This window comes from Mycobacterium sp., assembly GCF_049683935.1.
Lineage (GTDB): Bacteria > Actinomycetota > Actinomycetes > Mycobacteriales > Mycobacteriaceae > Mycobacterium.
Genome location: NZ_JBAUJR010000075.1, coordinates 1 through 14,686 on the forward strand (window position 1 = coordinate 1; position 14,686 = coordinate 14,686).

General features: G+C 65.9%; 14 protein-coding genes and 2 pseudogenes. 7 read left to right on the forward strand and 9 right to left on the reverse strand.

From position 1 onward, the window contains the following. Both WA965_RS04180 and WA965_RS04185 read right to left on the reverse strand, forming a co-directional pair. Positions 1-706 (reverse strand): FAD-dependent oxidoreductase (locus WA965_RS04180; protein ID WP_526447121.1); only part of this gene is annotated, 706 nt, incomplete at its 3' end. Between the two features lie 22 nt (positions 707-728). After that, a complete protein-coding gene (locus WA965_RS04185; RefSeq protein WP_526447123.1) occupies positions 729-2,267 on the reverse strand; it encodes an alkaline phosphatase D family protein in 1,539 nt (512 codons plus the stop codon). Positions 2,268-2,405: 138 nt separating this feature from the next. Between WA965_RS04185 and WA965_RS04190 the strand changes: the two genes are divergently transcribed. After that, a complete protein-coding gene (locus tag WA965_RS04190) occupies positions 2,406-2,630 on the forward strand; it encodes a hypothetical protein (RefSeq protein WP_526447124.1) in 225 nt (74 codons plus the stop codon). A 31-nt stretch (positions 2,631-2,661) separates the two neighbouring features. Here the strand turns inward: WA965_RS04190 and WA965_RS04195 are convergent, their stop codons facing one another. Beyond that, complete coding sequence (locus tag WA965_RS04195) at positions 2,662-3,021, reverse strand: DUF4345 family protein (protein ID WP_526447126.1); 360 nt, start codon at positions 3,019-3,021, stop codon at positions 2,662-2,664. Positions 3,022-3,054: 33 nt separating this feature from the next. On the opposite strand from WA965_RS04195, the gene WA965_RS04200 reads away from it, so the two are divergent. Next, positions 3,055-3,819, forward strand: coding sequence for a helix-turn-helix domain-containing protein (locus WA965_RS04200; protein ID WP_526301010.1), 765 nt, complete (start codon positions 3,055-3,057; stop codon positions 3,817-3,819). Between the two features lie 128 nt (positions 3,820-3,947). Here WA965_RS04200 and WA965_RS04205 read toward each other — a convergent pair whose 3' ends face one another. The 4 genes from WA965_RS04205 to WA965_RS04220 all read right to left on the reverse strand — a co-directional run bounded on the left by WA965_RS04205 (position 3,948) and on the right by WA965_RS04220 (position 9,975). Further along, positions 3,948-5,300 (reverse strand): PE-PPE domain-containing protein, encoded by a 1,353-nt coding sequence (locus WA965_RS04205; RefSeq protein WP_526301008.1) that lies wholly within the window; start codon positions 5,298-5,300, stop codon positions 3,948-3,950. A gap of 537 nt (positions 5,301-5,837) precedes the next feature. Continuing rightward, on the reverse strand, positions 5,838-7,499 hold the full coding sequence (locus WA965_RS04210; RefSeq protein WP_526301006.1) for an acetolactate synthase large subunit: 1,662 nt from the start codon (positions 7,497-7,499) through the stop codon (positions 5,838-5,840). 45 nt (positions 7,500-7,544) lie between these two features. Then, positions 7,545-8,972 carry a carotenoid oxygenase family protein gene (locus tag WA965_RS04215; protein WP_526301004.1) on the reverse strand — a complete coding sequence of 476 codons (1,428 nt, stop codon included), beginning with the start codon at positions 8,970-8,972 and terminating at the stop codon, positions 7,545-7,547. A 115-nt stretch (positions 8,973-9,087) separates the two neighbouring features. After that, positions 9,088-9,975, reverse strand: coding sequence for an amidohydrolase family protein (locus tag WA965_RS04220; RefSeq protein ID WP_526301012.1), 888 nt, complete (start codon positions 9,973-9,975; stop codon positions 9,088-9,090). A 363-nt stretch (positions 9,976-10,338) separates the two neighbouring features. Between WA965_RS04220 and WA965_RS04225 the strand changes: the two are divergent. From WA965_RS04225 to WA965_RS04240, 4 genes and pseudogenes are all read left to right on the forward strand, one after another. Further along, positions 10,339-10,506, forward strand: a pseudogene (locus tag WA965_RS04225) (glycosyltransferase family 1 protein); the annotation flags it as partial. A 138-nt stretch (positions 10,507-10,644) separates the two neighbouring features. Beyond that, positions 10,645-10,938, forward strand: a complete 294-nt coding sequence (locus WA965_RS04230) for a transcription antitermination regulator (protein WP_526301002.1) — start codon at positions 10,645-10,647, stop codon at positions 10,936-10,938. 158 nt (positions 10,939-11,096) lie between these two features. Further along, the gene (locus WA965_RS04235; protein WP_526301000.1) at positions 11,097-11,822 is read left to right on the forward strand and encodes a GAF domain-containing protein; all 726 of its coding nucleotides are present in this window, start codon (positions 11,097-11,099) and stop codon (positions 11,820-11,822) included. A 99-nt stretch (positions 11,823-11,921) separates the two neighbouring features. Beyond that, the gene (locus WA965_RS04240; RefSeq protein WP_526300998.1) at positions 11,922-12,629 is read left to right on the forward strand and encodes a GAF and ANTAR domain-containing protein; all 708 of its coding nucleotides are present in this window, start codon (positions 11,922-11,924) and stop codon (positions 12,627-12,629) included. A gap of 1 nt (position 12,630) precedes the next feature. Here WA965_RS04240 and WA965_RS04245 read toward each other — a convergent pair. Next, a pseudogene (locus tag WA965_RS04245) lies at positions 12,631-12,918 on the reverse strand (sigma factor); the annotation flags it as partial. Positions 12,919-13,067: 149 nt separating this feature from the next. Beyond that, positions 13,068-13,871, reverse strand: coding sequence for a YhjD/YihY/BrkB family envelope integrity protein (locus WA965_RS04250; protein WP_526300996.1), 804 nt, complete (start codon positions 13,869-13,871; stop codon positions 13,068-13,070). Positions 13,872-13,916: 45 nt separating this feature from the next. Here WA965_RS04250 and WA965_RS04255 point away from each other — a divergent pair, with 45 nt between their 5' ends. Further along, on the forward strand, positions 13,917-14,606 hold the full coding sequence (locus tag WA965_RS04255) for a CDP-alcohol phosphatidyltransferase family protein (RefSeq protein ID WP_526447128.1): 690 nt from the start codon (positions 13,917-13,919) through the stop codon (positions 14,604-14,606). The last annotated feature ends 80 nt before the right edge of the window (positions 14,607-14,686 follow it).

The following is a 14,686-nucleotide window of genomic DNA, read 5'->3' on the forward strand; positions in this document are numbered from 1 at the left end:
CCTCTACACCGCGCGCGGCCATCACCGTGCGCGCTCCGTCGAGGTAGAGCCGCTCCAGATCGACGGTCGGATATCCGATCCGCGCCGCCAGGGGGCCCATTCGGCGCACCCGGTCGGCGCCGGTGCGTAGCAGCGCTGCGAACGCGTGTGCGGACGCGAGCCGCGGTAGCTCGTTGAGTAGTCCGATCACCATGGAATCGAGCATGATTCGGCGAACTTCGATAGGAAACCCGACCCGGTCGAACCATTCGTCGACAGTGATGTCGTCCAGCGAATCGTCAAACCTGATCACGTCGCGGATCAGCCGAGCCCACGCCGGCGCCGCCCGCAGCAGCGTCGGGATGCTCAGACCCACGACCCGGCCGAGCATCACCCGCCGGAGGTTGCTCGGTCGTACGCCGAACGTCTCCGCGTGTCCACCGGGGTAGCGCACCCCGAACTCGTCGGGGAAATGCAGAAGATGCCGTGTACCAATGGAATCGAGATATCGGAAGATGTTCTGGTAGGAGCCTGCCAGAACATGTTGGCCGTTCTCGATCGCATCGCCGTGCCCGGAGGTCAGGCCGATCGTGCGCCCGCCGAGCGACCCGTTGCTCTCCAGAAGCGTCACGGAGTAGCCGAGTTCGGCGAGCCAGACGGTGGAGGCGAGACCCGCCAGGCCGCCACCGACCACTACAACGTGCTGCCCACCGGCTGAGTTGCTCACACCGCGATACTACGAGCGGCACTCAGACGCGCCGCATCCCGCGGTCGGCGAGCAGGAAGCCGGCACCTGTGTGCGCGGCCGCACCTGGACGCGACACGTACGGCACGATCCGGAAGTCGGCCCGCATCTGATCGCGGGTGATCTGCGTCCGGATATACCCTCGGCGGTTGCTGTAGTACCGGATGTGCGGGTTGTCCGGCAGCACCGCCTCGATCTCGTCGCGGGTGTCGGACCCGTCGCCGCCCGAACTGATCGAAGTGGTCACCAGTTCCGTCGCGACGACACGGGAGGCGCGGTCGCCGGGTCGCTCGTGAACGTCGGCAGCCCAGTGTGAATGCACGTCACCGGTCAGCACCACCGCGTTGCGCACCGGCGAATCGCGGATCGCGGCGATGATCCGGTCACGGTTGACGGGGTAGCCGTCCCAGCTGTCCGGGTTATACGAGAGACCTGGCCCGGGGGTGAGGTCCACCTGGGAGAAGAACACCTGCTGGGCCAACACATCCCATCGTGCGCGAGATGTCCCGAGCCCGGCCGACAGCCACTTTTCCTGTCCCGCACCGATCATGGTTGCTGCGGCAGAGCGGCGCTCGGCGCAGTCGGAGGCATAGGCGTCCTGGCACGGCTGATCAGTCCGGTGCTGGCGAGTGTCGAGCATGTGGAAGGTCGCCAATCCACCCCAGTGCATCCGGCGGTGCAGCGCCATCTCCGTGTCATGCGGCCGGGCCGAGAGCCGCAGCGGCATGTTCTCGTAGTACGCCCGAAGAGCCGCCGCTCTGCGGGTACGGAAACCGTTGTCGGGCTTGGCCGGAACCTCGCCGGCCCAGTTGTCGGCCACCTCATGGTCGTCGAACACCACCAGCCACGGCGCCGCGGCGTGGGCGGCCTGCAGGTCGGGATCGGTCTTGTACTGCGCGTACCGCTGCCGATAGTGGGCCAGCGTCACGGTCTCGGGTCCGACGTGGTCGCGCACCCGAACGGCGCTGCGCCCGGCACCGTATTCGTAGTGGTAGTCACCGAGGTGGACGACCAGGTCGGGGTGCTCCTCGGCCAACCTGCGGTACGCGGTGAACCAGCCCTGCTCGTAGTTGGAGCACGATGCCACGCACATCGTGAGCGGTGCCAGCGAACCGTCATGCGGCGCCGTGCGGGTGCGCCCTGCCGGTGACAGGTATCCGTGCGACCGGAAGCGGTAGAAGTACTCGGCGTCGGGCCTGAGGCCGGTGAGTTCGACGTGCACGCTGTGAGCGGAGTCGGGCACCGCGGTGATCATGCCCCGCTGGGCTATTCGGGTGAACGCGTGGTCCTCGGCGACCTCCCAGTCGACGTCGACAGGGCGGGCGGGCATGCCGCCCAGGCCGTCCTCGGCCAGCGGGCTCGGCGCCAGCCGGGTCCAGATCACCGCGCCGTCGGCGCTGGGTTCGCCGGAGGCCACACCGAGCGTGAACGGATCAGCAGGGACAGGGCTCAGACGCCGCGGCGACTGAAATCCGACGACGGGGAGGGTCGCGAGCAGCGCCGCGCCTTTGAGGACCGATCGCCGGCTCGGATGAGGAGACACGGCGGAGTCTCAGCCGCTCAGCTGTCCGGACGGTGACGGGCAGCCGTACGGCGTCCCCCCGCGAGCGTGCCGTTCGGGAAACTCTCGACCGCACCACTCGGCGAGCGGCGACGACCCCGCCGTGATTCACTTCTGGTCGTGACCGAAGTGCCGACACACGACCCGCGAGGGGACTTCCAGACGGCGCTGAACGCTGCGCTGATCCACGGTCAAACGGTCTCTACGTCAACGCTTCTGGGGGCACACACATCCATGGCGATCGATGCGGTCGCCCGTGCGCACCCGGACGCCACCGCTGAGGAGATCGCGCTCGCCTATGACGCCTTCGCACGCGAACATGGCCTCCGGTTGACCTCCGAGTGAACACCACGGAACAGGATCGTCCGCTGCGGCGTCACGCGGCGATGAACAGCGCGGCCGCGACCCCGGACTCGACGACGAAGTAGAACCAACTCGGGTAGAAGCGGGCCCGGCCGTCGGCCGCTGAGACCAGGCGGCCGAACGCCATGCCCGCCAGCGCGGCGGCGACGGTGACCAGGATGCCGGACCGCAGTTCGGGCTTGGCCACAGCGAGGGTGAGCACCGCCGCGATCGCCAGCCCGAAGCCGCCGTACACCGCGCGCACCTCGGAGCGCGCCGCGGCCGAACCCAGCGTGATGTCGAACGGCGCGACCAGGCGGTCCGGCACCACCAGCCCGTAGACGCCCATCCCGGCGAAGAACACTGCGGTGATGACGATGACTGTGGTGACCACGTACCCTCCAGTTCATTGGCCTAGGAGGTCACCATGCCACCAGGGACGGCCGCGGCGCTTCCACAAACCTGCTGTCCCTCGGTGTGGCTGTGGGCCGGACAGGCGCTCTACGCCGGACCGAGCCTTCGACTCGACCCACATTCCGGTTCGGTGTGGTGTCTGGCGGTCGGCGTCGACGGACCCGTCAGCGTCACTGCGGACGGTCACGCCGTCGTGGCACGCAGCGTCGTCATTCCGCCGCGGGTGATTCACCATCTCGACACCCACGGTGGTCGGCTGGTCTCCTGTTATCTGGATCCGACGTCCGGCCGCTCCTCGGCGTGCCGGGGCAAATGCCGCAGCGTGTCAGGTGAATTCGCGTTCGACCACGCCGACGAAGATGCGCTGACGGAAATGCCGGCCGACGACGCCGCGGCGCGGCAGTGGCTGGATCTCGCTGCGCCCGGGACGGCCCATCGGATGGATCCGCGGATTGCCGCTGCGGTGAGCCGCATTCAAGCCGATCCGGCCGCTGCGCCGTCCTCCCGCGAGCTCGCCGGTGATGTCGGATTGTCCGAATCCCGGTTTCTGCACCTGTTCCGCCACGAAGCCGGCACCAGCCTGCGCCGCTATCGGTTGTGGACCCGTCTGGTGCGGGCCGGGACGGCGATCAGCGCGGGACAGAACCTGACCGATGCCGCCGCCGCGGCGGGCTTTGCGAGCCCGTCCCACCTGGCCGACCGCTTCAAGTCCACCTTCGGGCTCAGTGCGTCACAGCTGATGGGCGCCGGTGTCGTGCTGCACGTTCCAGACCCTTGAGCAGTACTCAGCGGGAGCTGAACTCCACTCCCCCGTTCCACCACCTCTAACAGACTCAGGACACAGCCGGAAGCTGTGTCCTGAGACCGTTTGAGCCTGAGACTTCGATTGTGTTGTGCGAGAGAGGATCAGTCCGAGGAATCCGAGGAGTCCGAATCGCCCTTGCTCTTGGAATCACTCGACGCTGAGGAGTCCTTGCCGCTGCTTGCCCGCTTCTTCGCCTGCTTCCCTTCACTTTCCGACGCCCGCGTGGTGTCCCGTTCCGACGAGTCGGTCTTCTCGGACTCATCGGACTTCTCGGACTCATCGGACGTTCCCGCGGCATCGGCGCCGTCGGACACGTTCTTGTTGTCGTCGGCTGCGTCCTTCTCGTCGGCCGCGTCCCTGTCGTCGCCTTCTGTCGAGACCCCGTCGTCGTCGGTGCCCGACTCGCTCGGCGCGTCATCGGTCACGGCGACCTCGTCGACGGTGGTCTCAGTCAATTCGGCAGCGTCACTGTCCTGGACATCCTCTGCCGCCGCTTCATCCGCCGCGGCTTCCTCGGTCGCCGGGGTGACGGTGTCCTCGACCGCCTCGGGGACCTCGGTGTTGAGACTGCGCAACCAGGAGGGCGCGGGATCATTGCGGATGTAGGCCTTGTCGATCGAGGCCTTCAGTTCGGCCTCGCGCGGTGCGAGGCTCGGGAACATTTGCACCAGGGGCAGCCTCTCGGCCGGGATCAGATAGTGGGTGGTGGAGCCGCCCACGGAATTCACATCCACTGTGATGTTCTCCGCCGGTACCTCCGTCAGGTCGGCGAACATGGTCGGGACGTGAACGAACAGCGCTCCGGCCATCGCGTTCGCGACCGCGTTGAGGTTCCACCAGCGGTCGGGGAAGTCGGCGAAGCCGTCGTACTCGCCGGTCACAACGATCGTGTCGTACACCGTTTCCGGCGCCGGACGGTAGGTGTAGTCGTAGACGGGGTTGTAGCTCTCCGTGTCGTCGATGATCTCCTGACGGCTGGAATCGGCGACCACGACGAAGTTGATCTCCTGCCCGTCAGGCGCGTCGGGGTCTGCGGCCGCGAGCCGCAGAACCTCCGTCACCACCAATGAGCCGGCTGATAGTCCGACCACAGTGACCCGCTCGCCGTTGATGACGTTGCCGTCCTCGTCTCGGGAGAGCCGCGCGAGCGCAGCGTCGATCTCGGCGCTGAGGTTCGTGATGCCGACGTCGATCGACGCACCCAGCGTCAGATCGTCGGCGCCGGTGTAGGGCCTGGCCTCTGCCGGCCAATCGACGCTCACGCGCTCAACGTCGCTCAAGGCGCCGCCGAGCAGTTGGGACATCACCACATCGTGCATCGTCGGTGTTCCGATGCCGCCGATCACCAGAGCCGTGCTGGCCGCCCACCCCGACGCGGCAGAAGACACCCCCAGGACGACAGCAGCAAAGGCACTACCGCAGGCGACCCCGGCCTTACGCATCCGTACTCGCATGAAATCTCCCCAAGATAAGAACCGGAAATTGATCGCCAACTGGCGTAATACGAGGATATTGCGCAACTTGCTAATTGCGCCAGCAACTAACACCGGGACGCAGAAGAGGCAAACTTGGTGCCGCTTGCCAGTATTCGCTCAGGGCGAGCACCTCATCGCTTGGTCCGAGTCTTCAGAACGCTGTCGTAAATTCGAAGGCCACGACAAGATCCGCCGTGGACTCTACAAAAGCACATTTCAGAGGACACCCAAGGACCATCGACCGGCCACCAAGCACCGATAAACAACGGGGGCGTCGAATAAATACGATTCACAGCGCTTCACTTTGCCAATTTGGCGAAAAGAGAAGAAAAATCGCCATTCGAGCACTCCTGCAGCCGACTATCACCGCCCGATAACGAAACAATCAGTTCCCGCAAGCGAACAGGCCTGCACAACGCCGCCTCGGGGAGTATCGGGAGGATTTAATTGACGCGGGAGCAATTTCGGATCATCTGGCGGCAAACCGTATCGGGCCGCACCGAGCAGGTGGCGATGTCACGACCATGACTCGTCCAGTTCCCCCAAAGCCGCGATGAGCGCGCTGTTGGCGCCGTAGTCCACGGGACAGGCCACCACGCTGACGGTCTTCGACGACAACGCCTCTCGCAGCGTGGGCAGTAACTCGTCGGCCGATGAGATGCGAAACCCCTTGGCGCCGAAGCTCTCCGCATAGGCGACGAAGTCCGGGTTGCCGAAGCGGGTGTCGACGTTGTGACCGATCTCCAGATCCATCTTCCAGCTGATGAGACCGTAGGCGTCGTCGACCCAGATGAGGATCACCATCGGCGTACCCACACGCAGGGCGGTCTCGATCTCCTGCGAGTTCATCAGGAACGCTCCGTCGCCGGTCGCGACGAGGACATTCGCCGACGGTCTCGCGATCTTCGCAGCGATCGCCCCGGGAACCGTCCACCCCATCGTCGAGAGTCCGTTCGAGATCAGGCAGGTGTTCGGCTCATACGTCGGATAGAGCCGTGCCATCCACATCTTCAAAGCGCCGGTGTCGACCAGTGCGATGTCATCACGCCCCAGGGCCGTGCGGGTGTCGGCAACGATGCGCGCGGGCGTCAGCGGAAAACTGTCATCGGCACGGCCGCGATCCAGCTCGTCGGCCAGCAGACCTCGAATCCGTTCCTGCCCAGACGAATACGGCTGATCCCGGATCACCGCGGCCGCCAGAGCGTCGAGGCACCCTCCGATGTCTGCGTGCAATCCCACCGCCACGTCGTAGTGGACGTCGACTTCGGCCGGGAACCGGTGCACGTGGATGATCTTGGTGTCGCCGCGCGGGTTGATCCGGGCGGGGTCGAACTCCTGCAGTTCGTAGCCGGCGGCGACGATGACATCAGCCTGATCGAAGCCGAAGTTCACGTAGTCATGGCGCATGAAGCCGACGGCTCCGAGTGCCAGCGGATGATCGTCGGGCATGACGCCTTTGCCGTGAAATGTCGTCGCGACGGGCACGCCGAGCGACTCGGCGAAACGTCGCACCGCTGCCGAGGCGTCGCTGCGTGCCGCACCGTGGCCGGCCAGGAGGACGGGATTGCGCGCCGATCGCAGAATCTCGGCGGCGCGGGCGATCTGAGTCGAGGACGGATCGTCGGGCCGCGGCACGTTGACGCGCAGCGGGCCGGCATCAGCCGGGGCGTCGGCATCTTCGACGTCCTCCGGCACTGCGAGGTAGACGGCTCCGGGGCGCTCGGTCTGCGCGAGTTTGAACGCTTTACGGACCATCTCCGGCACCGCGCCGGGGGTGGCGACCAGAGCCGACCACTTGGTGACGGGAGCAAACATCGAGACCAGGTCGACGCTCTGGTGTGTTTCCTTGTAGCTGCGCCGCATCCCGACTTGCGCCGACAGTGCCAGCACCGGAGTCGAATTCGTGGTCGCGTCGGCGACACCGAGCAGAAGGTTGATCGCCCCGGGCCCGAGTGTCCCCGAGCACACCCCGGCTTTGCCGGTCAGTCGACCGTACACCTCGGCCATGAACGACGCGCCCTGCTCGTGGCGGGTGAGCACGTAGTCGATCGACGATCTTGACAACGCGTCGACCAACAGGATGTTCTCTTCGCCGGGAATGCCGAACACGTGCGTGACGCCCTCGTTCTCGAGGCACTCGACGATCAGTTCGGCGGTGGTACGACCGGCTTGAGACATAGGACAGACCTAACCACAACGTCATCCCGCGAAACCCGGGTCCGATCAACGCTGTCCAACCGGCGTCCGCAGCTCGTCATCGGTGATCCACGAGCCGTGAAAGCCTGCCGGAACCCTGCGGGGCAGGGTCACCGTCGCGACAGGTGCGCGTCCCACATCGGTCGCGTCGAGCACGAGCAGCTTGGACCCGCCACCGTCACGGCGACTGGCGATCGTCAGCAGCCAGCCGTCGTCCTCGGCCCGGTCCGGGCTTCCACTCGCGACGAACACCGCTTCGCCGGCCACCACGTCGGATCCGAGCGCGTGTTCGGCGACGACCCCGGCGGTGGTGTCGAACTTGACGATCGCTGCTGCGTCAGGGCCGCCGCCCGCTACTGCGTAGCGGTAGCGGGCATCACGCCCGACCCTGGCATCGTCGATCGTCGGGAACTCGATGCCTCTGTCGTCGAGGGTGGTCTCCTCGACCGTGCCGGTCGCCGGGTCGAGCGTCCAACGGTGCAGACGTGCCATACCGGACTCATGGACGGCCGCGCCCGCCTGATCGCTCCGCCGGGGAACGCCGGTCGAGGCGGAAGGGTTGCCCAGGTTGCGCCACGCCCACGCCGCGTCGGCGCCGGAGTACCGGGCGGCGTCGAGGACCACCCGACCGGCGCTGTCGGTGTGGGCGTTCCCCACGTGGAAGACATACGCCGGGTCGACCTCGAACCACCGCACCTCGCCAGGCCGGGCGAGCGGCATGATGCCGATACGGGCGCCGTAGGTGTCATCCCAATCGAACGGCAGTGGGGTTTCCAGCGCCCGCTCGGGTGTGAAGGTGATCGGCAGGTCGAGGAACACCGCGTGTCTGTCTGTGATGGCGAAGTCGTGCATCATCGTCGGGCCGGGCACCGATATCGGCGCACTGGTGACCAATTCTCCTGTGGCGGAGAGCTTGTGGTAGGTCAGGTAGGGCGATCTCACGCTGTACCCGAAGAAGTGCAGCTCTCCGGTCGTCGGGTCGGTTTTGGGGTGCGCAGTCATCGCGGTGGTCAGCCTCCCGCCGAAGTCGCTGGTGCCCAGCGTCTCCAACTCCGGGCTGAGGACGTGCGGAAAGCTGCTCTCCACCAGGGCCAGGATCTTGCCGGCGTGAGCGATGACGTGCGTATTGGCCTCTCCTGCAGCCAGATCGAAGGAGCCGTCGGCACCGGTCTGCGGCGCTTGTCCGGTGAACGATTTGGTGCGTACCCACCGGTTGCGGTACCACTTCGCCCGGCCGGCTTCGAGTCGGATTCCGTGCACCATGCCGTGGCCGGCGAACCAGTGCTTCGACGGTTGGCCGGGCAGTGGGTTGGGCCCGTTGCGCAGGAACCGGCCGTTGAGCTCGGGTGGAAGCAGGCCGTCCACGGGAAGGTCGTGGGCGTCGATCTCGTCGGGCACGGGGGCGAGATGCCCTGTGACGTGCAGTGGAGTGGCGGGTTCTGTCGTGATGGTCATGCATCCGAAGATAACCATCCAATAGTGACATGTCAATAGTGGAATGTAGGAGGCATCGGCGTTCCGCGGCAGACGTCGAAGAAGACCGGCCCACTGCGCCAGGACTCGCCGTCGGTCAGATATCAACCGCGGGAGAGTTTTGACAGCGAGGGCTGCCGAAGAGCCGTACTGCGTTGTCGTGCAGCACCTTTTGACACCAGGAATCACCCAGATCGAGCCGGATCAACGACTCGACCGCGTGGTGATAGGGGTAGGGAATGTTCGGATAGTCGCTACCGAAGAGCACCTTGTCCCCCAGCGCCGCCAGATCGCTGCGCGCGGCCCGCGGAAAGGGATGCAGTTGCTCGGTGAAGTCGGTGAACACCATCGTCGTGTCCAGGTAGACACCGGGGTACCGGTGCGCAAGGTCGAGAAACTCCCGATACTCGGGCATGCCCATATGCGCGATGATCAACGGCACACGGGGGTGGCGCCGAAGGACCTCCGTAATCGGACTCGGCCCCGTGAACCGACCCGCGGCAGGGCCGGATCCGGCGTGGATCACGGTCGGTATCTGGCTGTGGGCCAGCATCTCCCAGACAGGATCCAGCAGCGGGTCGGCGGGCGAATAGTCACCGACCTGGATGTGGGCCTTGAATACTCGCGCGCCCTCGTCGATTGCGTTCTGCACGTACACCGGCGCGCTAGGTTCGGGGTAGAACGTCGCGGTGTGAAGGCACTCCGGCGTCGACCGACTGAACTCCGTCGCCCACGCATTGAGCCAGGCGGCCATCTCGGGCTTGTGGGGATACACCAGCGACGTGAAGGCGGCGACGCCGAAGTTGCGCAGCACCTGCACCCGGGACTGTTGATCGAGCCGGTAGCGGATCGGCCAGGTGCGGCCGATGAGCGGTCCCGCGGAGTCGAAGTAGGCCCACACCTTGTCCATCACGGCTTTGGGCATGAAGTGGGTGTGGACATCGATGATCGACGTGAGCCCGACCATGTCCAGCAACCGGCGCATCTCTGCGGCCTGCCCCTGCAGGGTCTTCTTGCTTCGGGATCCGGCCGACTGAGCAGGGTCGGCAGCCTCTTGCGCACACACGTCGCTCACGTTAGGCCTCGCGACGTTCCCGAAGGGCTTGGACACGGTCGATCCGTTCCCTCCGCGAATGGCGATAGACCCTGATCCGCAGGCGTGATCTCGCCACCGGACGAAATCGTCGGAAAAGCGAGATTGAGGCCGTCACTGGCGGGTATCTACCGCTCAGTCCTGGCACTCCAGTAAAAGCCAGAACCTCAAATCCGTTCAGCGCGAGCGGGGCCCAGTCGGCCACGCGCGTGGCGGCCTGCCCTGCGACGTGCCCGCATGAAATGGAGTTCATGTATGCGTGTCGCATCCGTCCCGGGGTCACCCGTCTATGTTCGGCACCTGTCGCATCCGGCGGGCGCCGACGCCGTGGTTCGTCTCGAGGATCCGATTCCGGCCGACGGACGAACGGTCCCGGGAGGTTGGTGGCCGCCGCTGATGCTGGATCCGTCTTTGATTGAGCGCACACCGCTCGCGAGCACGAAGGCCGGCCGCATATCCGGACGTCGCCCGGCAGTACGTGGAAATCATTGCGATTCACGATGTTCGGAGAGATGCCACTGAGGCAGAGAACCAAATATCGCAGTACTGGAAGGAACGCTCATGCGGGAGATCAGCCGAGGAATGGGCCCGCTGTCCATCGATGACGACGTCGCCAAGGCACGGATGTTTCACCTGGCGCAAGGCGTCCTGGTGGGGCTACGTCGATACGCTCCCGAGGTTGCGATCGGCGAACTCATCGACGCAGCACAGGAGTTCGGCGTGTCGCCGTTTGCACTGGCCCGGGCGCTGGTGACAACCGCCGCCGGCGGGGCGACCACAGGCATCGACGCCGTAGCGACGATGGCTGTGCGTCGGCGTTGGGGTGACATGTTCGACTCGCAGCCGTCTAGATGATCGACAATCTCGACGGCGATCCGTAGTTTCCCCGCCGCGCGCCGGAGGTATACGAGGTTCGATGCATCGTGTGACGGGATCACCGGATGAGCGACTCCTCCCGGACTAACAGGGCTACCGATGGGCAGTCTTGGAACGCGCCGGCGTCTCGACGTCCCATGACCGTCGGCGACGAGTTGTTCTCGGGTGTCGGAAGAATCTGTGACACCGCAGTACGGCTGGCGGGGGTTGACGGCGCTGCGGCGGCGGTCTTGTCTGCGTCGGGAAGCATCCGCGAGTTGGTGTACGCCAGCGACGCGCTTGCGCTGCAGATCGACGAAATGCAGTTCACGTTGGGTGAGGGGCCGTGCCTGGACGCTTATCGCAACGATGACCCGGAACTGTGTGCACAGCTGGACACCGCGCCGTTCTTCCGCCGCTGGCCTGCATTCACCGCAGAACTCGGTGAGTTGGGCGTGGGAGCGGTCTTCGCCTATCCAATTCCCGGACCGCTTCATCCCATGGGAACGCTGGAGCTTTATCGGCGGAACGGCGGCGCCCTCGCCGAACGTGAGCAGGAGACCACTCGGCGGTGCGCGGCCGCTCTTCAGCACACTCTGGAATCGAACTGGCGCAGCCAGGTGGGAACCTCAGCCGAACAGACCCTCCTCGAGCAGGTGGCGATCGACCTCGAAGCCGACTCGGCGGCGGACCCACTCTCCCGCACCCACGTGCATGTGGCTGCTGGGATGGTCGCTGTGCAACTGAGCATCTCTATCAGTGATGCTCTGGGCCGGCTTCGGGCTCACGCATATGCCCACCAGCAGTCCGTCGTGGCGGTAGCGGCCGACGTGATGGCCCGGCGGCTGGCCTTCAGCGATCTCGACGATCAGTCGTGCGATTAGCTGCACCCCCGTCGTGCGCAAACGCGCGCTCCTGAGCTGATCTCGGACAGTAGCGTCAGTGACCGACGGCGGCACCTCTCGACGTGAAACGATGTCGTGATGGCTGACACGTCCGGGCATGTCGACATCCGATCGGCAATGGCCGAACTCGCCGCCAACTTCGTCTCGACCGCCGACGTGAACGCCATCCTCGGGACAGTGACATCGCAGGCCGTCTCGCTGATGACAGAAGTCCATATCGCCGACGTGCTGTTGATCGACGGGAAACGGCACCAGTCGATGGCAGCCACCTCCGACATCGCCAACGAACTCGACACGCTGCAGATCGAGTTCGGGGAGGGACCCTGTCTGGCCGCCGCGACCGCTGATGGCACGGTGTCGTGCACTGACCTCAGCGTGGACCCGCGGTGGCCGCGGTTCGCCAAGGCCGCAGTAGAAGCGGGCGTTCGAAGCGTGTTGTCGTTCCAGCTGTACTTCTATCCGGCGACCGCACTGACCGCTGGCGGTCGAGGCGCTCTGAACCTGTTCAGCCGGGATGCTTACGAATTCACCCTCGAACAACAGGCGCTCGGAGCCATGCTCGCCACCCACGCCGCCAGCGCCTTGATGGCCGCCGACCGGCAAACGCAGTTCGAGTCCACGTTGGGCAGTCGCGATCTCATCGGGCAGGCCAAAGGCATTCTGATGGAGCGATTCAAAGTCGACGCCACCCGGGCCTTCGAACTCATGGTGCAACTCTCCCAGGACACCAACAAACCGGTCCGCGTCCTGGCTCAACAGATTGTCGACACCGCGCAGGCCGAATAGGCTGCACTTCACCCATCATGGTCGGCACCGCGAAGGACAGGAAGTCCGCACCGAGGTCGACGTCGTAGCGGTTGATCGCATTGATCAGACCGACCCGTGCCGCTTGCACCAGATCGTCGTGAGTTTCCCCGCGACCGCGAAATCGATGAGCAATGTTGTCAGCAACAGGTAGACATCGTGCCGCGATCGCGTCGCGCTGGCGGGCGAACGCCGCCGACTCTGCATCAAGTGACTTCAACTGCCGAAACATCTCGTTCACATCGGCGAATCCTGCATTCGGTTCAGACATGAGTGCACCACCCCGCTGCCGCCTCTGATGGGTTACCCGGCTCGGGACTGAACCACCACGTCCGTACCCGCGACAGATTCACCCAAAACGTCTGCACGTCCGAGGGAGGCGAGCTGGTTTGGGTGCCTCAGACACTCGAAGCACTGCCCTCACCGCCGCAGCGTTCCGTCCACAACCACCGTGATCCGGAAACCACACAGCACCAGGATGTGGACCAGGTAGAGCCACAGCGCCAGGGCGGACACCGCCCCGATGATCGGCAGATTTCCAAAGGGAGCCGACCACTCGATCGGAATCGCGAGAAACAGGACGAACCCCTGCAGAAACCCGGCCAATATGGCACCGGTACCAAAAGCACCCAGCACCAGGGCCTTCGGACGATACCGGCCCGGCGCGATGAGTCCGTACACACCGAGCAACGCCGTCGAGACCGCGATCCAGACGACGTGGAAACCGACAAAGACACCCCACACCAGCGACCAGCCCTCACCCGCGTAGAGCGGCGCCACATAGGGCGCGGACCAGAGCACCGCCAGCACCAGGAACGGTGCGACGGCGGCGACGCCCAGGAGACCGGCACGTCCCCGCCAACCGGTGAGTTTGTCTGATTCCGAGGAGAATTGAACGAACGCCCGGCGCAAGCCCTCGCCGTACAGACTCGCCGGGAACAACACCACCAGGGCCTGCCACCAGGACATCGACAACGCCACCGACGTCAGGGTGCGCAGCGCCTCCGGGGTGCCGTGACCGCTGGGCAGGCCCCCGATCGCCGCCTCCATCGAGGAGATCACCGCGGCGTGCCCGATGAGCAATCCGGCCGCCCACAGGGATACCAGTGCGAGCGGCACCAACCCGATCACTCCGAAGTACGTCGCACCGGCCGCCCAGAGCGCGAGGTCGGTGCGCGGGAAGGTCGTGCTCAGTTGCGACGCCACCTTGCGTGCCCGGCTCACTGTGTTGCTCGTCTACGTGGTGCCAGTCCCTGGCAGGCTGGCCTGATGACAGCGCGGGCACCGGGCGACGACGACGCGGACGACGCAGGGTGGTCGGCGCTGCACGGTGGCGTGCAGCCGTCGCGTGTCGTCCGCGGGTGGTTGTCGATAGTGCGGATCCTCGCCTCGGGTCCGATCGCCAAGGTCCCGCCCGACATCTTGTCGGTATTCGGGGTGCTGGCGCTGGTCGGCGCGTGGGCCGCCGAAGCGGGACCGGGATGGCCCGCGCTGACCGTGCTGCTGGTGCTCACCTCCGGGCTGCTGGATGGACTCGACGGTGCGGTCGCGCTACGGACCGGTAAGGCCCGCCCGCTCGGTGCGGTGATCGACTCGGTGGCCGATCGGCTCGGCGATCTGCTGCTCGGGGCTGTTCTGCTGGCGCTGGGCGCCCCGCCTGCGTGGGTGGCGGCAGCGCTGGCGCTCGTGCTGCTGCTCGAGTACGTCCGCGCCCGCGCGCAAGCGGTGGGCATGCCGGGCGTCGGCGGTATCACGGTCGCCGAACGCCCCACGCGGCTGATAGTGGTCGGGGTGGCCGCGGCCGGCGCCGCGGTGTCCCGAACCGGCGTCCCGCTCGTGGGATGGAACTGGGGCACCACGCTGGCCGTCACGTGGACCGTCGTCGGGATCGTCGGAATGGCACAGTTGCTGTACGGGGTGTGGCGCTCGATCCCTCCAGAATTTCCGCCGGACCGATGAGTTCGGCGACGATCTCGGCCGACATCAGGACCAGCGGGATGCCGCCGCCGGGGTGCGCGGAGCCGCCGACCAGATAGAGA